Source organism: Streptomyces montanus (assembly GCF_005786655.1).
GTDB lineage: Bacteria > Actinomycetota > Actinomycetes > Streptomycetales > Streptomycetaceae > Streptomyces > Streptomyces sporangiiformans.
This window is the reverse complement of record NZ_VBZC01000082.1, coordinates 1-21,901: the sequence shown is the minus strand read 5'-3', so window position 1 is coordinate 21,901 and position 21,901 is coordinate 1. Positions and strand designations below refer to the sequence as shown.

At 70.9% G+C, this 21,901-nt stretch carries 12 protein-coding genes and 2 pseudogenes; 8 read left to right on the top strand and 6 right to left on the bottom strand.

Features of this window, described 5'->3' with window-relative positions; all coding sequences use genetic code 11:
* Window positions 1-44: 44 nt before the first annotated feature.
* The 5 genes from FE633_RS42210 to FE633_RS42190 all read right to left on the bottom strand — a co-directional run bounded on the left by FE633_RS42210 (window position 45) and on the right by FE633_RS42190 (window position 8,340).
* The gene (locus tag FE633_RS42210) at window positions 45-650 is read right to left on the bottom strand and encodes a GTP-binding protein (RefSeq protein ID WP_138050471.1); all 606 of its coding nucleotides are present in this window, start codon (window positions 648-650) and stop codon (window positions 45-47) included.
* Window positions 631-4,284 carry a hydantoinase B/oxoprolinase family protein gene (locus FE633_RS42205; RefSeq protein ID WP_138050483.1) on the bottom strand — a complete coding sequence of 1,218 codons (3,654 nt, stop codon included), beginning with the start codon at window positions 4,282-4,284 and terminating at the stop codon, window positions 631-633. The genes FE633_RS42210 and FE633_RS42205 overlap by 20 nt, the downstream gene beginning before the upstream one ends.
* A gap of 250 nt (window positions 4,285-4,534) precedes the next feature.
* On the bottom strand, window positions 4,535-4,930 hold the full coding sequence (locus tag FE633_RS42200; RefSeq protein WP_119099084.1) for a DUF742 domain-containing protein: 396 nt from the start codon (window positions 4,928-4,930) through the stop codon (window positions 4,535-4,537).
* 9 nt (window positions 4,931-4,939) lie between these two features.
* The gene (locus FE633_RS42195; protein WP_138050470.1) at window positions 4,940-5,374 is read right to left on the bottom strand and encodes a roadblock/LC7 domain-containing protein; all 435 of its coding nucleotides are present in this window, start codon (window positions 5,372-5,374) and stop codon (window positions 4,940-4,942) included.
* Window positions 5,371-8,340, bottom strand: a complete 2,970-nt coding sequence (locus FE633_RS42190; RefSeq protein ID WP_138050469.1) for a sensor histidine kinase — start codon at window positions 8,338-8,340, stop codon at window positions 5,371-5,373. The genes FE633_RS42195 and FE633_RS42190 overlap by 4 nt, the downstream gene beginning before the upstream one ends.
* A gap of 430 nt (window positions 8,341-8,770) precedes the next feature.
* Here FE633_RS42190 and FE633_RS42185 point away from each other — a divergent pair, with 430 nt between their 5' ends.
* The 8 genes and pseudogenes from FE633_RS42185 to FE633_RS42150 all read left to right on the top strand — a co-directional run bounded on the left by FE633_RS42185 (window position 8,771) and on the right by FE633_RS42150 (window position 18,926).
* A complete protein-coding gene (locus FE633_RS42185) occupies window positions 8,771-9,325 on the top strand; it encodes a hypothetical protein (RefSeq protein ID WP_425473307.1) in 555 nt (184 codons plus the stop codon).
* A gap of 291 nt (window positions 9,326-9,616) precedes the next feature.
* Window positions 9,617-10,771 carry an N-methyl-L-tryptophan oxidase gene (solA, locus tag FE633_RS42180; RefSeq protein ID WP_138050467.1) on the top strand — a complete coding sequence of 385 codons (1,155 nt, stop codon included), beginning with the start codon at window positions 9,617-9,619 and terminating at the stop codon, window positions 10,769-10,771.
* Window positions 10,772-10,793: 22 nt separating this feature from the next.
* Window positions 10,794-11,024: pseudogene (locus FE633_RS42175) on the top strand (SRPBCC family protein); the annotation flags it as partial.
* Window positions 11,025-11,273: 249 nt separating this feature from the next.
* Window positions 11,274-12,818, top strand: coding sequence for a GMC family oxidoreductase (locus tag FE633_RS42170; protein WP_138050466.1), 1,545 nt, complete (start codon window positions 11,274-11,276; stop codon window positions 12,816-12,818).
* Between the two features lie 11 nt (window positions 12,819-12,829).
* A complete protein-coding gene (locus tag FE633_RS42165; protein ID WP_138050465.1) occupies window positions 12,830-13,909 on the top strand; it encodes a quaternary amine ABC transporter ATP-binding protein in 1,080 nt (359 codons plus the stop codon).
* Window positions 13,906-16,029: an ABC transporter permease gene (locus FE633_RS42160; RefSeq protein ID WP_138050464.1), complete on the top strand. Its 2,124-nt coding sequence runs from the start codon at window positions 13,906-13,908 to the stop codon at window positions 16,027-16,029. Before FE633_RS42165 ends, FE633_RS42160 begins: the two co-directional genes overlap by 4 nt.
* A 146-nt stretch (window positions 16,030-16,175) precedes the next feature.
* The gene (locus FE633_RS42155; RefSeq protein ID WP_246114082.1) at window positions 16,176-17,138 is read left to right on the top strand and encodes an ABC transporter substrate-binding protein; all 963 of its coding nucleotides are present in this window, start codon (window positions 16,176-16,178) and stop codon (window positions 17,136-17,138) included.
* Between the two features lie 321 nt (window positions 17,139-17,459).
* Entirely contained in the window at window positions 17,460-18,926 is a 1,467-nt protein-coding gene (locus FE633_RS42150) for an aldehyde dehydrogenase family protein (RefSeq protein ID WP_138050463.1), read from the top strand.
* Window positions 18,927-18,962: 36 nt separating this feature from the next.
* Here the strand turns inward: FE633_RS42150 and FE633_RS42145 are convergent.
* A pseudogene (locus tag FE633_RS42145) lies at window positions 18,963-21,901 on the bottom strand (hypothetical protein); the annotation flags it as partial.

Here is a 21,901-nt window from a genome sequence, read left to right as displayed (position 1 = left end):
CGTACGGCCCGTACCCCGGTCGGCGGGGGTGCGGGCCGGGTGTTTCAGGTGGTGACCGTCTGACGGCGCGTGGCCGCGTACGCCATGGCGTGCTTGACGACGCCGATGAGGACCTCCTTGACCGATTCGCGTTCGCGCGCGTCACACAGCACGAGGGGTACTTCGGGGTCGAGGTCGAGGGCCTGACGGACGTCTTCGACGGGATAACGGGCGGCGTCCTCGAAGCAGTTGACGCCCACCACGAAGGGTATGGAGCGCCGCTCGAAGTAGTCGACCGCGGGGAAGCAGTCCTCCAGGCGGCGGGTGTCGGCGAGTACGACGGCGCCCAGCGCGCCGGTGGCGAGCTCGTCCCACAGGAACCAGAAGCGGTCCTGACCGGGCGTACCGAAAACGTACAGAACAAGGTCCTCGCGAAGGGTGATGCGGCCGAAGTCCATGGCGACCGTGGTGGTGTGCTTGCCCTCCACGCCGCTGGTGTCGTCGACGGGGCGGCCCGCCTCGGTGAGCCGTTCCTCGGTGCGCAGTGGCTTGATCTCACTGACCGCGCCCACCATCGTCGTCTTGCCCACGCCGAAGCCGCCCGCCACGAGGATCTTGAGCGTGACGGGCTCGACGGGGGCCTTGCCGCGTTCAGAACGCCCGAGGATCATCGGTCTTTTCTCCTGCTTCCGTTGCTTCAGTTGTGTCGTGCGGTGGTGGACCGTATCCACCACCGCCGGGGGTTTCGATGACCAGTACGTCGCCGGGGCCGACGTCCGCCGCGTCGCTTCCGCCGAGTTCGGTGACCGTGCCGTCCGCGCGCTCCACACGGTTGGCGCCCAGTGCCCCGGGTTCGCCGCCCGCCATGCCGTAGGGCTGGACCCTGCGGTGCTGGGAGAGCGTGGAGACGGTCATGGGCTCGTGGAAGCGGATGCGGCGTACGGCGCCGTCCCCGCCGCGCCACCGTCCGGCGCCGCCGCTGCCGCGTCGTACGGCGAACTCGTCGAGCCGGACGGGCAGTCGCCACTCCAGGACCTCGGGGTCCGTGAGCCGCGAGTTGGTCATATGGGTCTGGACGACGGAGGCGCCGGGGAAGCCGTCGCCCGCGCCGGACCCTGAGGCCACGGTCTCGTAGTACTGGTACCGCTCGTTGCCGAAGGTGACGTTGTTCATGGTGCCGGAGCCCTCGGCCTGCACTCCGAGAGCTCCGTAGAGGGCACCGGTGATCGCCTGGGAGGTCTCGACATTGCCGGCGACGACCGCGGCCGGGGGCTCGGGTGCGAGCATCGAGCCGGCTGGCACGACGATCTCGAGGGGGCGCAGACAGCCGTCGTTGAGCGGGATGTCGTCGGCGACCAAGGTGCGGAAGACATACAGGACGGCGGCGTTGACCACCGAGAAGGGTGCGTTGAAGTTGGTGTCGAGCTGCGGCGACGTACCGGTGAAGTCGATGACGGCGGACCGTTTCTCGCGGTCCACGCGCACGCGGACGCGGATGACCGCGCCGGAGTCGGTCTCGTAGCCGAACTCGCCGTCTTCGAGGGCGTCGATGACGCGGCGTACGGCTTCCTCCGCGTTGTCCTGGACGTGCCTCATGTACGCCTGGACGACGTCGAGGCCGAAATTCTCGATCATGCGGGCCACCTCGTCGACGCCCTTCTGGTTGGCGGCGATCTGGGCGCGCAGGTCGGCGAGGTTGGTCTTCGGGTTGCGCGAGGGGTAGGGCGCCTCGGTGAGGAGCCGTCGCGTCTCGGCCTCGCGCAGGCGGCCGCCCTCCACGAGCAGCCAGTTGTCGAAGAGGATGCCCTCCTCCTCGATGGCACGGCTGTTGGCAGGCATGGACCCCGGAGCGATGCCGCCGATCTCGGCGTGGTGGCCGCGTGAGGCCACGTAGAACAGGATGCGGTCACCCTCCGTGTCGAACACCGGGGTGATCACGGTGACGTCGGGGAGGTGCGTGCCGCCGTGGTACGGATCGTTGACCGCGTACGCGTCCCCGGGGCGCATCCCGGAGCCGCGCCGGCGGATGACCTCCTTGACGCTGGTGCCCATCGACCCCAAGTGCACCGGGATATGCGGGGCGTTGGCTACCAGGTTGCCTTCGGGGTCGAAGAGCGCGCAGGAGAAGTCCAGACGCTCCTTGATGTTGACCGACTGGGCGGTGGACTCCAGACGGGCGCCCATCTGCTCGGCGATGGACATGAAGAGGTTGTTGAAGACCTCGAGGAGAACGGGGTCGGCTTCCGTGCCGACATCGGAACTCTCCGTGACCGCCACGCGTTCCATGACCAGATGCCCGTCGTCGGTCATGGCCGCCTGCCAGCCGTCGTCGACGACGGTGGTCGCACTGGCCTCGGTGATGATCGCGGGACCGGTGACGGTTTCCCCCGGGGGCAGCTCCTCGCGGCGGTGCAGGCGTACGTCACGCCAGGCACCACCTGTGTGGAGACTGACCGTCTCCGGGGCGCCGGGGGTGGTGTCGGGGACGGCGAGGGCGGAGAGATCGGGGGGTTCGGTGAGACCGGTGGCTTCCACGGAGAGGGCTTCGACGACGACCGGACGGTCGAGGGCGAAGGAGTAGGTGGCGCGATGGCGGTCTTCGAAGGTGCGCGTCATGGTGTCGGGCTCGGTCAGCTCGACGACGAGTGCCGTGTCCGTGCCGTCATAGCGCAGCTGGGCCCGGCGGGTGACCTGGATACGCTCCTCGGGGACGTTCTCGGAGAGGAGTTCGGCGCGGGCCGCGCCCTCCAGGTCGTCCGCGGTCTTCAGGACACCGGGCATCGAGGACGCCTTCAGGGGCGCCTCGACGGACTGCTCGCGCATGGCCGTCGTGTCGGCGAGTCCGATACCGAGCGCGGAGAGCACACCGGCCATGGGCGGCACGAGGACCGTGCGGATGCCGAGCGAGTCGGCGACCATGCACGCGTGCTGCCCGCCCGCGCCGCCGAACGTGGTCAGGGCGTACCGGGTGACGTCGTGCCCCTTCTGCACGGAGATGCGCTTCACGGCGTTGGCGATGTTGGCCACGGCGATCTGGAGGTAGCCCTCGGCGACCTGCTCGGGGGTGCGGTCGTCGCCGGTACGGTCGCGGATCTCGCGCGCGAGGGCGGCGAAGCGGTCGCGGACGAGAGCGTCGTCGAGCGGCTGCTCGCCGTCGGGACCGAACACCCTGGGGAAGTGGGCGGGCTGGATACGGCCGAGGGCGACATTGGCGTCGGTGACGGTGAGCGGGCCGCCGTTCCGGTAGCAGGCGGGCCCCGGGTCCGCGCCCGCCGAGTCCGGCCCTACGCGGTAGCGGGAGCCGTCGAAGTGGAGCACGGAGCCGCCGCCCGCGGCCACCGTGTGGATGTCCAGCATGGGTGCGCGCAGCCGCACCCCGGCGATCTGCGTGGTGAAGACACGTTCGTACTCGCCCGCGAAGTGGGAGACGTCCGTGGACGTGCCGCCCATGTCGAAGCCGATGACGCGGTCGAAGCCCGCGAGCTGCGACATGCGCGCCATGCCGACGATGCCGCCCGCGGGCCCGGACAGGATGGCGTCCTTGCCGCGGAACTGCCCTGCCTCGGCGAGTCCTCCGTTGGACTGCATGAACATCAGCCGCACGCCCTGGAGTTCGTCCGCGACATGCTGGACATAGCGCCGCAGCACAGGCGACAGATAGGCGTCGACAACGGCCGTGTCACCGCGCGGGACGAGCTTCATCAGCGGGCTGACCTCACTGGAGAGCGAGATCTGCGGGAAGCCGGTGCGGCGGGCCAGGTCGCCGATGGCCTGCTCATGGGCGGGATGCAGGTGGCTGTGCATGCAGACGACGGCGACGGCGCGGATCCCGGCGTCGTACGCCTCCTGGAGCGCCCCGGCGAGAGCGTCCAGGTCGGGGGCGCGCAGGACGGTGCCATCGGCGGCGATGCGCTCGTCGACCTCGACGACGCGTTCGTAGAGCAGCTCGGGCAACTCGATCGCTCGGGCGAAGATCCGTGGACGATTCTGATAGGCGATGCGCAGCGCGTCGCGAAAGCCGCGAGTGACGACGAGAAGCGTGCGTTCGCCCTTGCGCTCCAGGAGGGCGTTGGTCGCGACGGTGGTGCCCATGCGGACGGATTCCACCGGCAGGCCGCTGTCTTGTCCGGGCTGGGCCTCGCCGGCTTCGGTGAGGAGTTCGCGGATGCCCTCCACGGCGGCGTCGGCGTACCTGGCCGGGTTGTCCGAGAGGAGTTTGCGGGTGAGCAGCAGTCCGTCGGGCCGCTGCGCGACGACATCGGTGAAGGTGCCGCCGCGGTCGACCCAGAACTGCCAGCCCGTCACGTCTGTCTCCCCGATGTCGCGCTGCTCCGACATGCCAGCCGGAGGTGCCGGTCGACGATCGGTCAGATCATAACGGGGGCGGCCCCCTCGGCGGCCGATCAAGGCGGCCGCCGCTGCTCGGCGCAGTCTCGGACCCCGGCCAGGGCGCCCGGAGCGGGCGGTACTGCCCGGCACGGACGTACAACGGGGCCGTACGGCATACGGGACCGTGGAGCGTGTCGGGGGGCCATCGTCCGGCTCGGCCAGCCGGTCACAGCGCCCGGAGGCCGTTGATCACGTCGCGCAGAATGCTTTCGTCCGGCAGTTCGGCCGGGGGCACCGGACGCTTCACATGGACCATCTCCTCATCCACGAGATCGCCTATGAGAACGCGTACCACCCCAATGGGGAGGTTGAGTTCGGCGGCGAGTTCGGCGACCGACTGGGGGGCATCGCGGCAGAGTTCGACGATGTCCACGTGCTCCGGGGACAGCGTGTTGTCCGCGTCCGAGTCGTCGGTGTACGGCTCCGTCACGACCACCGCGATCAGGTCGAGGCGGTGCTGGGCCGCACTGGTGGTGCGGCCGCGTGTCATGGCATACGGACGGACCACCGGTCCGGCCTCGTCGTCGAACCAGTGGGACATCCCCTGACCGTCTCCGCTCATGCCATCCCACTACCCGCCCGAGGGCAGATCGGTGCGCGGAGCGGAGGCCAGATGCACGCCGACCCTCTTGACCAGCAACGTCATCTCGTACGCGACCTGCCCGACATCCGAGTCGGCGGCCGCGAGGACGGCGAGGCAGCTGCCGTCGCCGGCGGCCGTGACGAACAGGAAGGCGTCATCGAGCTCGACGATCGTCTGCCGGACGCTGCCCGCCTCGAAGTGGCGGCCGACGCCCTTGGCGAGGCTGTGGAATCCGGAGGCGACGGCAGCGAGGTGTTCGCCGTCCTCCCTGGTCAGGTCCTTGGAGACCCCCGTGGCGAGACCGTCGCCGGAGAGCACGACCGCCTTGTGGATGCTGGCGACGCGATCCACCAGGTCGTCGAGGAGCCAGTTGAGTTCGCCGGATGCCTTGGCGGTATGGCCGGCGGCCTTCGGTGCGGTCATCGACCGTCCCCCTTTGTCGTTCCTTGTGCTGTGCCGTCCTGGGCCTCGTCGCCCGCGGCGTTCTCCTCGCGGCCGCGCTGCCAGCCCCGCTGCAGCGAGGCCATGCGGCTGCGTACCTGGTCGGCGTCGCGCTCTTCAGGCTCCTTCCCGTCCCCGGCGCCGGCTGTGCCGCGATCGGTGCGCCGGTCGGGGCCGTCCCTCAGCTGTGGCGCCAGGCTGGCCTGGCGTACGCGGCGGGGCAGTGGGGCGGTGCCGCCCTCTCCGGCCGGGGTGCCGGGGCGGCTGTCGCCCGCAGCGGTGCCGCCGGGCGGTGTGCGCCTGGGGAGGAGCGGGGCGGTGTCGCCGGGGGCCGGTTCGGCGTCGAGCCGTGCGGCGTCGCCGGACTCGGCCGTCCCGTTCCGCGGTGCCCTGCCGGGCTCCTCGCGACGGTCCGCCGGTTCGGCGCCGCCGTCGGGCCGTCCATCCGCCTCGCCGCGGTGCGCCGTCGGCGAGTCCGCCGTTTCCCGGCGCGCGGGCAGCCGTCGGGCCGCTCGCGAACGCTTCGGCAGCTTTGGAAGCTCCTCGAGCACGCCCGGTCGTTCGCCCCCCTCGGGCGCCCCTTCGGCCGATTCCATCGGCTTCTCGGCCTCCATGGGCTCGGAGGATTCCGCGCGCCGCTGCTTCGTCTGGGTCACGGGGCGGCCGTGGGAGCTCACGAGTTTGGGTGTCCTGCGGCGCGGGAGCGGCACGGGGTCGGCCGGGTGATCGCCGTCGCCCGGGCGGGCCGGTTCGCTGGGGGCCTCGGGTGCCTGCTGATGCTGCTCGCCCGGCATCGGGACTCCGGCGATGGAGCGGCGCGAGCGGAAGATCCCGCCGCGTTCGCTGTCCTCGTCGCCGAGGGCGCCCGGGAATGCGCCGCCGAGGGCACCCAGGTCGACGGGAGCCTCCAGCTCGACCGGCCCGTCCAGGATGGAGGCCGGCAGCCCCGGGAGCTGGTGGGGAGCTTGAGGGAGCGCGTTCGTACGGTTCTCGTCGTCCTTCTTCGGGGAAAGCGCGCGGTCGAGGCGGAAGCCCACGCCGTTGGTGTCGGGCACGTCGTCCGTCAGCAGCGCATCGGGGATGAAGACCACGGCGGTGGTCCCGCCGTACGGGGACGGCTGCAGGGAGACGCGTACGTTCTGCCGCTGGGCGAGGCGGCTGATCACGAAGAGGCCGAGTCGGTCGGTGTCCGACAGCTCGAACTCCGAGGTCTCGGCGAGCCGCAGGTTGGCGTCGAGGAGCGCCTCGGGGGCCATGCCCAGACCGCGGTCGTGGATTTCCAGCGTGAACCCGTTGGCGACGCGTTCGCCGACCACCTGGACGGCGGTGTGCGGAGGCGAGAACACCGTGGCGTTCTCCAGGAGCTCGGCCACGAGGTGGGTGAGGTCGGCGACGGCCGGGCCGGTGACGGCCATGCGCGGCAGCCGGCGTACCTCGACGCGCTCGTAGTCCTCGACCTCGGCGACGGCGGCGCGGACGACGTCCATCAGCTGGATGGGCTTGCGCCACTGCCGGGAGGGGGCCGCTCCGGAGAGGATCACCAGACCCTCGGCGTGGCGGCGCATGCGGGTGGTCAGGTGGTCGAGGCGGAACAGGTCGGCGAGTTCGTCGGTGTCCTCGGTTCTGCGCTCCATGGTGTCGAGCAGGGTGAGCTGCTTGTGGAGCAGCACCTGGCTGCGTCGGGCGAGGTTCACGAAGACCTCGGAGACACCACCGCGCAGTTCGGCCTGCTTGACGGCCGCCTCGACCGCGGCGCGCTGAAGGGTGTTGAGTGCCTGACCGACCTCGCCGATCTCGTTCTTGTCGTACTCCAGGCGCGGCACTTCGGTCTCCACGTCGACCTGTTCACCCGCGGAGAGCCGGCGCATGACGCTGGGCAGGCGTACGCCGGACGCCTCGTGGGCCTCCAGACGCAGCCCGCGCAGGTCGCGGATGAGGCCGCGGCCGATGCGTACGGACATGAAGAGCGAGATCAGCAGTGCGGCGAGTCCCAGCACGCCGGCGACGACGGCCTTGACGATGATGGCGACCGCCACGGGCTGGACGCGGTCCTGATAGCGGTCGTCCGCCTCGTTGTCGAGCTTGCCGAGCCCGTCGAGGACATGGCCTGCCGCGCTGTCCCAGCTTTTCGCGGTGACTCCGCTCGGGGAGCCACCGGGCGTGGAGGTGATGACGGCCTGCTCCGCCACGCGCAGCGGCGCGGTGTCCGCGTTCTTCCAGTAGCGCACGAAGCGTTCGCGTTCCGAGGAGGGCAGCAGCGGCAGGTTGATGTCGTACATGACGGTGCGCTGGGCGACGAGGTCGGCCACGTCGCGGGCCTCCTCGCGGGTGATCCGGCCGGCGACCAGGGCGGAGCCGAGCAGGGCGTCCTCGCGGGCGAGCAACTCGCGGGCACGCGACACATTGACGAGGGCACGGCCCTGCTTGTCCAGCTCCACCTCGTCGAGGACGTGGAGGTTGCCCATCAGGGCGTAACAAGGGTCGACCAGCCGGTTGTAGAGGTCGAGCGCCTGGGTGCGGCTGACCGTGCCGTCCTCGACGCTCTGGCGCAGCGAGTCGATGCCGTCGAAGGCGTCCAGGACCGCGGTGAGGCGCTCCCCCAGGTCAGGGCCCATCTCGTCCCGCAGGTCGCCGTCCTTGGCGTTCTTGCGGACCTCCGCCATGGCTTCGTTGGTGGCGGTCCGGGTGCGGCGCAGATCGGCCAGGGCGTCGGAGGCACGTGGGTCCGCGAGGTAGACGAGGGTCTGACGGCGTTCGTCCTGCAGGACGCGGACGACGTCGCCGGTGGGGTAACCGACCTTCTGTACAACGGAGGTCACGTTGAACAGCTGATTGGCCTCGCGGCCCGTGAGTACGGTGGCGAAGCCCCAGATCGCCGTCAGGGACACCAGCGGCACGAGGAGTAGCGCCACGATCTTCCGGCGGATGGACTTCCCGCGAAAGCGCATGGCCTCCCCCAGCTCGGCCCCCGGCGCCGGGGGCACACACGTGCGTCAGCAAACGGCGTGAGCCTACTACTGAGGCACAGGGAACTCGAAGGCCCGTCCGGACGGAGTCCGGCCGCGTTTCCTCCGCGTCGAGAACGGGACATCCGGAGTTGTCCGTTCATTACGGGAGATTGCCTCCCTGTGTGCGGCCCACAACGCCGGGCATCAACCCGTTCGCGGACCTGGTCAGTTGGCTGGAATTTTGCGTTCGTCGGGAATCTTCGGGGTACTTGAATCGTCTGTCTGTATGGGAGTTGGACGCGGAATCGACATCAGACGCCACATGCCGCACCCAGGCGGCATAAAAAGGCGCAAGCCGGGCAGCCAATGGGAAATCAGAGTCTCGTGAGACCCGGAGCGAAGCTGCTGGGCGGTGGGGAGTGACGAGTTGATGGGCACGGCGGAGCGGCGTGAGACGACCGATGGGGGTCCCCCCGCTCAAGCGGAGACGAGAGTGGGCGCGGGTGCCGCGACAGCCGTGGCGGCGCGGCGCGGCGCACGGGCTCAGGCACCGGATCGCGACAAATCGGCGGAGGAGTACCAAGAGCGGGCGCGCTACAGGCCGTTGTGGGTCGAGGAGCCCGCGGACAGACGGCGGCTGCCCGACCCGGTGCGCACATCCGCGGTACGGGCCGTCATCATCATCGCCATCACCCTGATCCAGGCGATGGTGGCCCTCCTGTCGACGCTGGCCGGTTCCTGGCTCGCGTTTCCCATGGTGCTGAGCAGCGTGGTGAGCACGGTGGTGGCCACCTGGGGTGCGCTGGACGTATGGGTCACGCGCCAGGTGTGGAACCAGCGCAACGGCGTGGTGTCCATGCCGAGCAGCACGGCGCGGGCCCTGCGGCGCGAGCGGCGCAGGGCCAGGCGCCAGGAGCGGGCGGCGGACCGGGCCAAGGAGCGGATACGCCGGCGGGGCGGCGCGGGGCAGTTGTCGCACTCTTAGGAGGCGGTGCCGCGCTCCAGGGTGCGGCCCCCACCCTCACCGAGCCGTCGTTGCCTCCACCGCGCTTGTCCCGCGCCCCAGTTCGCGTCTGGCGCGCATGAACGGGCGCGGGCGGTCCACGGAGAGAGCACCGCAGTCGTGCGGCCTTCGCGCTCGTACAGGTCGACGAGGCGCTCTTCGATCCGACGATGACTCGAATCCGCGGTTGAGAGGCCGTCAAGGTCCCGTTGGGAGCTCGCTCAAGGAATCGTGGAGAGCCCGATCGAGCAACCATGGACTGAGGAGAGCGCCATGGCCCCCACATACGACGTCATCGTGATCGGCCTGGGCGGCATGGGCAGCGCGGCCGCCCACCATCTGTCCGCGCGCGGCGCCCGCGTGCTCGGACTGGAGAAGTTCGGGCCGGTCCACAACCGCGGCTCCAGTCACGGCGGTTCGCGGATCACCCGGCAGTCCTACTTCGAGGACCCGGCCTATGTACCGCTGCTGCTGCGCGCGTACGAGCTGTACGACGAGTTGGAGCGGGCCACCGGCCGGGACATCGCGACGCTCTGCGGCGGCGTGATGATCGGCCCGCCCGACTCGCTGACCATCTCCGGCTCGCTGCGCTCGGCCAGGCAGTGGGACCTGCCCCACGAGACGCTGGACGCCGCTGGGATCCGCCGCCGCTTCCCGACCCTGAACCCGGACGACGACGAGGTCGCGTTCTACGAGCGGAAGGCCGGACTGGTCCGCCCCGAGAACATGGTCGCGGCCCACCTCCAGCTGGCCACCCGGCAGGGTGCCGAGCTGCACTTCGACGAGCCGATGACCCGCTGGGAGCCCTACAAGGACGGTGTGCGCGTCCACACGGCGGACAACACGTACACCGCGGGCCAGTTGGTGATCTGCCCGGGCGCGTGGGCGCCGCAGCTGCTCACCGATCTCGGGGTGCCGTTCACCATCGAGCGGCAGATCATGTACTGGTTCCAGCCGACCGGCGGCGTCCAGCCCTTCGCGCCCGAGAACCATCCCATCTACATCTGGGAGGACGCGGACGACGTCCAGATCTACGGCTTCCCGGCCATCGACGGCCCGGAGCTGGGTGCCAAGGTCGCGTTCTTCCGCAACGGCACCGAGTGCACACCGGAAACCATCGACCGGACGGTCCACGAGCACGAGATCCAGGCCATGGCGGACCATATGTCCCGCTGCATACCCGCCCTGCCCGGCGCCTTCGTCAAGGCGGCCACCTGCATGTACTCCAGCACGCCCGACGAGCACTTCGTCATCGCGCGCCATCCCGCGCACGCGGATTCCGTGACCGTGGCCTGCGGGTTCTCAGGGCACGGCTTCAAGTTCGTCCCGGTCGTCGGCGAGATCGTCGCCGACCTCGCGCTGACGGGCACCACCGATCACCCGATCGACCTGTTCGACCCCCGCCGCCTCGCCGCCGCGCCCGCCTGAGGAGTACCCACGTCACGGGCAGGACCGCACGGTCGTCGCATGCGACTGACTGTACGCTCCCGAAGTCGTCGAATCCGGAGCTGATATGTACAAATCAGTCGAACTGTTCCACCGTGTTAACGTTCAGGACTTCGACGCCTGCGAGCACACTCAGCCCGCCATGAGTTCGCGGGCCTACCGCTCGGGCGGCGTGCTGGTTCCCAACGAGCACCACATCAGCGCGTTCCACCACTGGCTGACACGGCGGCTCAGCACCGCGGACGGCGCCGAGGGCGTCCCGGAGAACGCGAAGCGCACGGAGAGCACGGAGAGCACGGGCAACGCGGAGAACGCACACAAGGCGGATGATCCCGTGCTGCTGTGAACCACATCACAGCGCGCCCTGCTCATGAATGACTTGGGCAGTCATGGGCAGGCGCCCCACCCCCGTGTCGCGACCATCCGGTGGCTTCATCGGGCCGGGTACCCTCCCGGCACGCACGACAAGGAGCGAGAACCGAATATGGCCCAGCAGGAGACAGACGACTACGACTACGTGGTCGTCGACGGCGGTACCGCGGGTTCCGTCGTCGCCTCCCGCCTCACCGAGGACCCGTCGGTCCGCGTCGCCGTCATCGAGGGCGGCCCGTCCGACGTGGACCGACCGGAAGTGCTGACACTGCGCCGGTGGCTGGGCCTGCTCGGCGGCGATCTGGACTACGACTACCCGACGACGCCGCAGCCCCGCGGGAACTCCCATATCCGGCACAGTCGCGCTCGCGTGCTCGGCGGCTGCTCGTCGCACAACACCCTGATCAGCTTCAAGCCGCTGCCGTCCGACTGGGACGAGTGGGAAGAGGCGGGCGCCGAGGGCTGGGACGCGGTGTCCATGGACCCGTACTACGACCGGCTGCTGAACAACATCGTCCCGGTCGACGAGAAGGACCGCAACGCGATCGCGCGCGACTTCGTCGAGGCCGCGCAGGAAGCCGTGGGCGTGCCGCGCGTCGACGGCTTCAACAAGGAACCCTTCCACGAAGGCGTCGGCTTCTTCGACCTCGCGTACCACCCGGAGAACAACAAACGGTCCTCCGCCTCCGTCGCGTATCTGCATCCCTTCCTGGACCGCCCCAACCTCCAGCTTCTGCTGGAGACGTGGGCGCTCCGTCTGGAGACGGCGGGCGGCCGGGCCACGGGGGTGCGCGTCCGTGCCGAGGACGGTACGGAGACGACCGTCACCGCGGCCCGCGAAGTCATCGTCTGCGCGGGCGCGGTGGACACCCCGCGGCTGCTGATGCTCTCCGGCATCGGCCCCAAGCGGGACCTGGAGGCACTCGGTATCCCCGTCGTCCACGATCTGCCCGGCGTCGGCGAGAACCTTCTCGACCATCCGGAGTCGGTGATCGTCTGGGAGACCCACGGGCCCCTGCCCGACAACTCCGCGATGGACTCCGACGCGGGCCTGTTCGTACGCCGCGACCCGGCCGCCAAGGGCCCGGACCTGATGTTCCACTTCTACCAGATCCCGTTCACCGACAACCCCGAGCGCTTCGGCTACGAGAAGCCGCGCTACGGGGTGTCGATGACCCCCAACATCCCCAAGCCGAAGAGCCGCGGCCGTCTTTACCTCACCAGCCCCGACCCGGCCGTCAAACCCGCCCTCGACTTCCGGTACTTCACCGACGAGGACGACTACGACGGACGCACCCTGGTGGACGGCATCCGCATCGCCCGCGAGATCGCCCGGACCGAACCGCTCGCCTCCTGGCTGAAGCGGGAGGTGTGCCCGGGGCCGGAGCTCACCGGCGACGAGGAACTCGGCGAGTACGCCCGCAAGGTGGCGCACACCGTCCACCACCCCGCCGGAACCTGCCGCGTCGGAGCCGTCGACGACCCGCTCGCCGTGGTCGGTCCCGATCTGACGGTGCGCGGGCTGAGCGGTCTGCGGGTCGCCGACGCCTCCGTCTTCCCGACCATCCCTGCCGTCAACCCGATGATCGGGGTCTTCATGGTCGGCGAGAAATGCGCCGATCTGCTCACCCGAACCACCCCCGGAGACGATGCCTGATGTCCACGTCCATGACGAAAGAGGAACCGGTGCAGGACACCGCTCCCGTGTTCTCCGTACGCAACCTGTGGAAGGTCTTCGGACCCAGGGCCGGGCGCATACCCGACGACGCCGAACTGGCGGATCTGTCGGCCGACGAACTGCGCCGGCGCACCGGCTGCACGGTCGCCGTGCGCGATGTGACCTTCGACGTACGGCAGGGCGAGGTCTTCGTCGTCATGGGCCTGTCTGGGTCCGGCAAATCCACCCTCGTGCGCTGTCTGACCCGGCTGATAGAACCCACCTCCGGTGCGCTGGAGATCGATGGCGAGGACGTCCTCGCCATGGACAAGGCCCGCCTGCGTGAGCTGCGCAGGCACCGTGCGGCCATGGTCTTCCAGCACTTCGGGCTGCTGCCGCACCGCTCGGTGCTCGACAACGTCGCCTACGGCCTGGAGATCCAGGGCATGCACCGGCTGGAACGCCGTGCGCAGGCCATGAAGGTGATCGCCAAGGTCGGCCTCGAAGGCATGGAGCACCGCCGTCCCACCCAGCTGTCCGGCGGCCAGCAGCAGCGCGTCGGACTCGCCCGAGCGCTCGCCGTCGATCCCGAAGTCCTGCTGTTCGACGAGCCGTTCAGCGCCCTGGACCCGCTGATCCGCCGCGACATGCAGGAGGAGGTCATCCGCCTGCACCGCGAAGAGGGCCGCACGATGATCTTCATCACGCACGATCTGAACGAGGCGCTCAGGCTCGGCGACCGGATCGCGCTCATGCGCGACGGGAAGATCGTGCAGTGCGGTTCCCCGGAGGAGATCGTCGCCGCCCCGGCCGACGACTACGTACGGGACTTCGTCCGCGACGTACCCCGTGAGCAGGTCATCACGGCCCGCACCGCCATGCGTCCGGCGCGCGACGACGAGGCGGAGAGCGACGGCCCCGAGGTCACTCCGGTGTGCACGGTCGCCACCGCCATCGAGGCCGTCGCCCGCGCCGGCGCACCGGCGCGGGTGGTCGACGACGGCAAGCTGCTCGGCGTCGTCGACCACGAGGCCCTGCTCGCCGTGGTGGCGGGTCTCGACAGATCGCCGAAGGCGGGTGCGGCCGCATGAGCGCCACGACCCCCACCAAGGCGGACAGACCCAACCCGGAGAAGGTCGGTTCCCCGCCGGGCGGTCCGAGCTCTGCCGGTGCCTGGAGCACACTGCGGGCGCGGCTGTCCGTCATGCGTCCCGCGAGCCGCCGGCTGACCGGCCTCGCCGCCCTCGCGGTGGTCCTGGTGCCCGTCGCCGCCGTGCTGTGGGGCAGCGGCAGCTGGCCCGACGCACTGGGCGTGAACGTCTCGGGGCCGCTCGACGACTTCAACCAGTGGATCGTCGACAACCGCGACACCAGCCCGATCTTCCTCTACTTCCTGCTGCACATCAGCAACACCTCGCTGGACGCGGTCGACGGCGTCTACCAACTGCTGGACTTCCTCGGCTGGACGGGTGTCACCGCCGCCGCCGTACTGCTCGCCTGGCGGGCCGGAGGAGCGGGCCGCTCCGGACTCAAGGTCGCCGCCACCGCACTCGGCGCCTTCGCCGGCTGCGGCCTGCTCCGCATGTGGGACCCGGCGATGGTGACGCTGGCCCTCATGATCGTCGCGGTCGCGGTCTCCGCCCTCGTCGGCTTCCTGCTCGGCCTCGCGGCAGGCCTCTCCGACCGGGTGGACCGGGCCCTGCGCCCCGTCCTGGACACCATGCAGGTGCTCCCGGCCTTCGCGTACCTCCTCCCCTTCGTGCTGATCTTCGGCACCGGCTCACCCGCCGCCCTGCTCGCCACCGTGATCTACGCGGCACCCCCCATGACCCGGCTCACCGCACTGGGTCTGCGGGGCGCCGACCCGGCCGTGCTGGAGGCCTCGGCCTCACTGGGGGCGAGCGGCTGGCAGCGGCTGCGCACCGCCAGACTGCCGCTGGCCCGCAAGGAACTGCTGCTGGGCCTCAACCAGACGATCATGATGGCCCTGTCCATGGTCGTCATCGCTTCGGTGATCGGCGCCGGCGGCCTCGGCGACGAGGTGTACTCCGCGCTGTCCACCGTGGACGTCGGTGCGGCCCTCGCCGCGGGCATACCGATCGTGCTGATCGCCGTATGGCTGGACCGCACGACGGAGGCCGCCGGGGAGTTGCTCGGCGCACCGCCCGCCGCCGACGGACCCCGTGTGCTGCGCCTTCCGGTGTACTTCGGCCCTCGTCCGCTGCGCCTCGGCTCCCGGCTGCTGTACGCCGGACGGATCCGCTGGATCACGGTCACCGTGAGCACCGTGGCCGCCGTCCTCGGCAGCGTGGCGGCCCTCGTGGCGGGCAAGATCGCCGGTGCGGCGGCCTGGCCCGACGCGTGGACCTTCGACATCTCGGGCACCGTCAACGACTTCCAGGCCTGGACGGTCGAGCACTTCCACGCCGGTGTCCCCGTCCTCGGCGGCACCGAGGTCTGGGCGTCCAACTTCACCTCCTGGATACTCAACCCGCTCCGAGACGTCCTCCAGGGCGCCCCGTGGTGGTCGCTGCTCCTGCTGGTCGCGGCCCTCGCCCTGCTGGCCGGCACCTGGCGCACCGCGCTCGGCGCGGCCACGGCCCTGGCGGCCATCGGTGTGCTCGGCGTCTGGTCAGTCACCATGGACACGCTCTCGCAGGTCCTGGCCGCCGTGGCGCTCACCCTGGTGCTGGGCGTCGTCATCGGTATCCTCGCCGCGCGCGTCTCCTGGGTCGAGCGCGCGCTGCGACCGGTGCTGGACGTCCTGCAGACCCTGCCGCAGTTCGTGTACCTCATCCCCGTCGTCGCACTGTTCGGCGTGGGACGCGCCGCCGCGATCACCGCGGCCGTCATGTACGCCCTGCCCGCCGTGGTCCGCATCACCACCCAGGGCCTGAAGCAGACCGACCCGGCCGCGCTGGAGGCCGCCCGCTCGCTCGGCGCCACCGGTATGCAGCAACTTCGCCAGGTCCAGCTGCCGTTGGCCAGGCCCGCGCTGCTGCTCGCCGTCAACCAGGGTGTGGTGCTGGTGCTGGCCGTCGTCATCGTCGGCGGCCTCGTAGGCGGCGGGGCACTCGGCTACAACGTCGTCTTCGGCCTGTCCCGCGGCGACCTCGGGGTCGGCCTGGTGGCGGGCGCCGCGATCGTCTGCCTCGGTCTCGTCCTGGACCGGGTGACCCAGCCCGCCCCGGCGCGGAGGAAGGACGGCTAGACCCCAGTCAGGGTCGGCCGAGCCGGTCGACTCCCTTGCAGAACACGCAAGTTCACCACTGTTCCAGCACAGGCAAGCACGCCCACCCGCAGGAAACCGCAAACGGGCTCGAGCAAGCTCTTGAGAAAGCTAAGGAAGAATTCATCGTGCAGACCAGACAGCGCCGCATATTCCGTTCCGCCCTCGCCGTCGCCGCCGGCCTCGGCCTGACCGCCGTCGCAGGCTGCGGCGCCGCCGACACCGGCAAGTCCACCTCCGCGGGCGGCACCGACACGATCACGCTCACCAAGCCCTCCTGGGTGGGCGCGGAGGCCAACGTGGCCGTCGCCCAGTACGTGTTGGAGAACGAGCTCGACTACAAGGTGACCACCAAGCAGATGGGCGAGGTCATCGCCTGGGACGCGCTCGGCAAGGGCACGATCGACGCCGTCATGGAGGACTGGGGCCACCCCAAGCAGGAGAGGCAGTACGTCGAGGAGAAGAAGTCCGTCGTGTCGGCGGGCGACCTCGGTGTCACCGGCCACATCGGCTGGTTCGTCCCCAAGTACTGGGCCGACAAGAACCCCGATGTCACCGACTACAAGAACCTCGGAAAGTACGTCGACCAGCTCAAGACCTCGGAGAGCGGCGGCAAGGGCCAACTGCTCGAAGGGTCCCCGGACTACGTCACCTTCGACGACGCCATCATCAAGAACCTGAACCTCAACCTCAAGACGGTCTACGCGGGCTCCGAGGCCGCCCAGATCACCCAGATCCAGCAGAACGCCAAGGCCAAGAAGCCCTTCCTCACCTACTGGTGGACCCCGCAGTGGCTCAACAACGAGGTGGAGATGGTCGAGGTGAAGCTGCCCGAGTACAAGGAGGGCTGCGACGCCGACCCGAAGAAGGTCGCCTGCGGCTACCCCAACACCCCGCTGCAGAAGTACCTCAACGCCGACTTCGCCAAGGACGGCGGTAAGGCCGCGAAGTTCCTCAAGAACTTCAAGTGGACCGCGGAGCAGCAGAACGAGGTCGCCAAGATGATCGCCCAGGACAAGATGTCCCCGGAGGCGGCCGCGAAGAAGTGGGTCGACGCCAACCCGGACGTCGTCAAGGCGTGGCTGCCGTAGCCCAAGGCACTGCTGCCGCAGCCCAGGGCACCGCTGCCGTGACCCAAAAGGCACTGCTGCCGTAATCGCAGGCCCTGCTGCCGTGGCCGCGCGCCTTGCTCTCATGAGCCGACGCGTGAAGCAACGGCGTACCGCGTGCGCCCGCCGACCCGCCGACCCGCCTCCCGGCCGACCCGCCCGCTCCGGCGGTCGGCGGTCGGCGGTCGGCGGTCGGCGGTCGGCGGGGCACGCGGTCGGCCCTCTCCCCCGCCCCCTGGGCCTGTCCCACCCTCTCCCGCCGGACAAGCCCTCGGGTCCCCGGAAGCGAGCGAAGGAGTCACCATGCCGGACCTGTTCATCGGCGGCGCCTGGACCGCCGCTCTCGACGAGCGAACCCGTGAGATCCGCTGCCCCGCCGACGGCAGTCCGGTCGCGGTCGTCGACGAGGCGGGAGGCAAGGACACGGCCCTTGCGATCGCCGCCGCCCGGCGTGCCTTCGACGAGGGGCCCTGGCCGGGCACCCCGGCCGCCGAGCGCGGCGAACTGCTGCTGCGCGTCGCCGATCTGCTCGTCCGCGACAAGGCGACACTGGCCCGCGCCGAATCGCTCGACACCGGCAAGCGGCTGGTCGAGAGCGAGTACGACATGGACGACATCGCCGCCTGCTTCCGCTACTTCGGCCGCATTGCGGCGGAGGTCGGCGACCGCGCCGTCGACACCGGCAACCCCGACGCCGAAAGCCGCGTGGTGTACGAACCGGTCGGCGTCTGCGCCCTGATCACCCCCTGGAACTACCCCCTCCTCCAGACGGCCTGGAAGGTCGCCCCGGCTTTGGCCGCCGGAAACACCTTCGTCCTCAAACCCAGCGAGCTCACCCCGCACACCGCGATCCACCTGATGCGGCTGCTCGCGGAGGCCGGACTCCCCGCGGGAGTCGCCAACCTGATCCTGGGGTCTGGCCCCGACGCCGGCGCCCCGCTGGCCGACCACCCCGACGTCGACCTGGTCTCTTTCACCGGCGGCCTCCAGACCGGCCGTCGTCTGATGGCGACGGCCGCGGGCACGGTCAAGAAGGTCGCCCTGGAACTCGGCGGCAAGAACCCCAACATCGTGTTCGCCGACGCCGACTTCGAGACCGCCGTCGACATGGCGCTCACGGCCGTGTTCCTGCACTCCGGGCAGGTCTGCTCGGCGGGCGCCCGGCTGCTGGTGGAGGACTCACTGCACGACCGGTTCGTCGACGAGGTGGTGCGCCGGGCCCGACTGATCCGCCTGGGCGGCCCGTTCGACGAGCACGCCCAGACCGGTCCGCTGATCTCGGCGCAGCATCTCGCCAAGGTGGAGGCGTATGTCGCGGCGGGGCTCGCGGAGGGTGCGGTACTGCGCTGCGGCGGCGCCCGCCCCACGGACCCGGCTCTGGCAGACGGCTACTTCTACCTGCCCACCGTTCTCGACGAGTGCGACGCAGGCATGTCCGTGGTCCGGGAAGAATCCTTCGGTCCGGTCCTCACGGTGGAGCGGTTCACGGACGAGGCCGACGCGGTCCGGCTCGCGAACGACACGATCTACGGCCTCGCCGGCGCCGTCTGGACGTCCGACCAGGAGCGCGCAGAGCGCGTGGTGTCCCGGCTGCGCATCGGCACCGTCTGGATCAACGACTACCACCCCTACGTCCCGCAGGCGGAGTGGGGCGGCTTCAAGCAGTCCGGCTTCGGCCGCGAACTCGGTCCGACGGGGCTGGCGGAGTACCAGGAGCCCAAGCACATCTGGCGCAACACCCACCCGGCCCCTCAGGGCTGGTTCTCGTGATCCACCCGTCGCGGTCGCCCGGCGCGGCCCGGTCGCTCAGGTCGTGGCCGGGGGCTCAGGTGGTGGCGGGCGCTCGGCCGTGGCCGGGCGCTTGAACATCCGGGTCGCCGTGATCTCGCTGTGCACCGCCTCTCCCTCCCCGGCCGGGGCCTGCTGCGGCAGTCCCGGCCGGAGGTGTTCCTCCACGCTGATGTACTTCAGGCCCGCCCGCAGGTCGGCGTCATTGCGGAGCCTGATGACGAGCGGGAACTCCGCGAGCGCGGTCGTGTCGAACAGGCCCGTCGTGTAGAGGAGTTGGACGCCCAGCGCGTCGGACACCGCCCTCTGCAGTTCCAGCAGGTACGTCGCGTTGGCCCGGCCGATGGGATTGTCGAGGAACAGCGTGCCCGCGTGCCTGTGCCTGTCCCGGCCGCGGTCGTTCGAACGCAGCGCGGCCATCGTGCAGTACAGCGCGATGGCGGCGGTGAGCAGCTGACCGCCGGAGAACACGTCGCCCATCTGCCCGACGGGGACGCGCTCGGCGCGCAGTACGGCGTCCGGCTTGAGGATCTCCACAGCGACGCCCTTCGGCTGGAGGGCCGCGCTGACCCCGCGCAGCAGCAGCGACATCCCGTCGCGGCGCAGATCGGAGTTCTTCTTGACGGCCGCGCGGGTCGCGTCGTCGATGACCTCGCCCAGCCGCTCGGTGAGCGTGGCCTGGTCGGGCTCCTCGAAGCGGATGCGCAGAAACTCCTGCCCGGACCACTCACCGAGTCCTTCGGGCAGACGTGACAGCCGCTGGGCGGACCTGAGCGTCGCCAGCGCCGACTCCACGAGCCCCCTCAATCGGTCCACGATCGAGCCCCGGTTGCGCTCCAGCTGCTCCAACTCGTCGGTGAGGACACGCAGTCGGGGTGCGAAGGCGTCCGCCCACTTCTGGGCGTGCTCGGGCAGCGAGGACGCGGGCAGCTCGCGGATCTGCTGCCGGGCCGGGGTACGGACCTGTTCGTAGCGCGTCGAGTTGGCATGCCGTACGAGGACGTCGCTCGCCTCCCGTACGGCGGCCTCGGCGGCGGAGAGATCGGCGGCACAGCCGCGCAGGGAGCGGCGGGTCTCGGCGGCGGACTGCCGGGCTTCTTCGAGCGTGCCGGGGTAGGGCTCGGTCTCCTCCGGCTCGTCGTCCGGTGCGTGCTCGCGCAGAAGGTCCCGGAGCAGGGCGGCCGTCTCGTCGAAGCCGCCGGCCGCGTCCTCGGCGGCGCGGTGGGCGTCGAGCAGCTCGGCATGGGCCTCCCGGGCCTGGCTCAACGCCTCGGTGCGGGTGGCGAGTTCGGCGGTGGCCGTGCGCAGCAGGCTCTGTGCCTGCTCGGTGTCGCGCGGGAGCAGCTCCTCCGGCAGCTCGGTGTGCGCCTCGCCGTCCGCGGGGGCGTGCCGCTCGGCCTCGCCTCGCAGCCGCCCGAGCTGCTCGCTCGCCGTGGACATACGGGTCTCCAGCAGCTGGACGAGCTCCTCGGCACGGGCGGCCGCGGCCTGCCGGGACGGCCCGTCGGATCCGTCCGGGGACTCCAGGAGCTGTGCCGCGCGCGTGCGCACCTTGTTGCTGAGCCGGTCCAACTCGGCGAGCGCGGCGCTCTCGTCGCCCTCGGCCCGCGCCTGCTCGGCGCGCAGATCGGCACCGACGCCGACCTTCTCGTAGAGCTGCGAGGCGGCGCGGTAGGCCTCTCGGAGGGCAGGCAGCGAAGGCTTGGGGAGCGTCCCGTCGGAGGCCTTGTGGCCTTCCTCGCCCTCTCCCTCCGGCGGCCCGTCCCCCGATGCGTCGTCGGGGACGCCTGCGATCTCCGCGCGCTCGGCGCGCAGCGTGCGGGCCGTTCGGCGGGCGTCGTCGGCGGCGCGCTGGGCGGCACGCCGGTCCTCGTCGGCGGCGCGGGCCCGCTCCAGACAGGACTGGGCGCGGGCCTCCGATTCCGTTGCCTCGTCGGCGAGTTCACGCAGTTTGACCTGCCAGCCGGCGCGTTCGCGCAGCCGGAAGGCGAGTCCGGCGAGTGCATCGGCGGCGCGCCGGGCTCGCTGCGCGGCGTCCTGTCGCTCGTCCCGTACGCGGGTCGCGTCGGACGCGGCCTCGTCGGCCTCTGCCCGCGCGGTACGTGCGTCGGCGAGCTCGGCCTCGGCCTCCTCGGCGAACGCGCGCGCTTGGTGTGCGGCCGCGGCGAGTTCGGCGAGCCGTCCCGCCGGGCATCCGGTCCGCCAGGACGCGAGCCGGGCCGCCAGCTCCCGGTCCTTGGCCAGCCGGGCCGCCAATTCCCGGATCTCCTCGTCCCGTTCCGTCGCGCGCGTACGCAGCGCCTGCCGCTCCTCGTCGGCGGCGTGCTCGTCGTGCATGGCCGGGTTCGGCGGCACGAGGAACACATCGCCGCCGCCGTCGCCCGCTTCGGGCGCCGGGGTCGGGGCGAGCAGCGCGGCGGCCGTGCCGACGGCCACGGCGGACCGGGGCAGGAGCGCGGCGTCGGCGAGGGCTTCGCGGGCCCGCGCGTGTGTGTCCGGGTCCGTGATGATCACGCCGTCCACCAGCTCCGGCCGCGCGGCCAGCACGCGCGCGTGGTCGACGGGGTCGACGGCCTGGGCGAGATAGCGCCAGCCGGGGAGTGCGGGGATGCCGTGCTCGCCCAGGTATTCCACGGTGGCCAGGACGTCCGGACCGGGGGGCAGCAGCCCGCCGTCACCGAGTGCGCCGAGGATCCTGGCGTCATCGGCCGCGGCGGTCCGCAGTTCGAAGAGCTGCCGCTCGGCGGAAGCCACCCCGTCGTCGAGCAACTGCCTCAGCTCGTCGGCGTAACGGTCCAACTCTTCGGCGGCAAGGGGACCTTCGGCCGACGGCCGCGCGTCGGCGTGGACGGCAGCGCCGGCACCGTCACGCGCGGCGGCGCTGTGGCCGTCAGCGGCGCCGGCGTCCCCGGCGATACCGGTTTCGCCCGCCGCCTCGGCCCCGCCCTGCGCGGCAG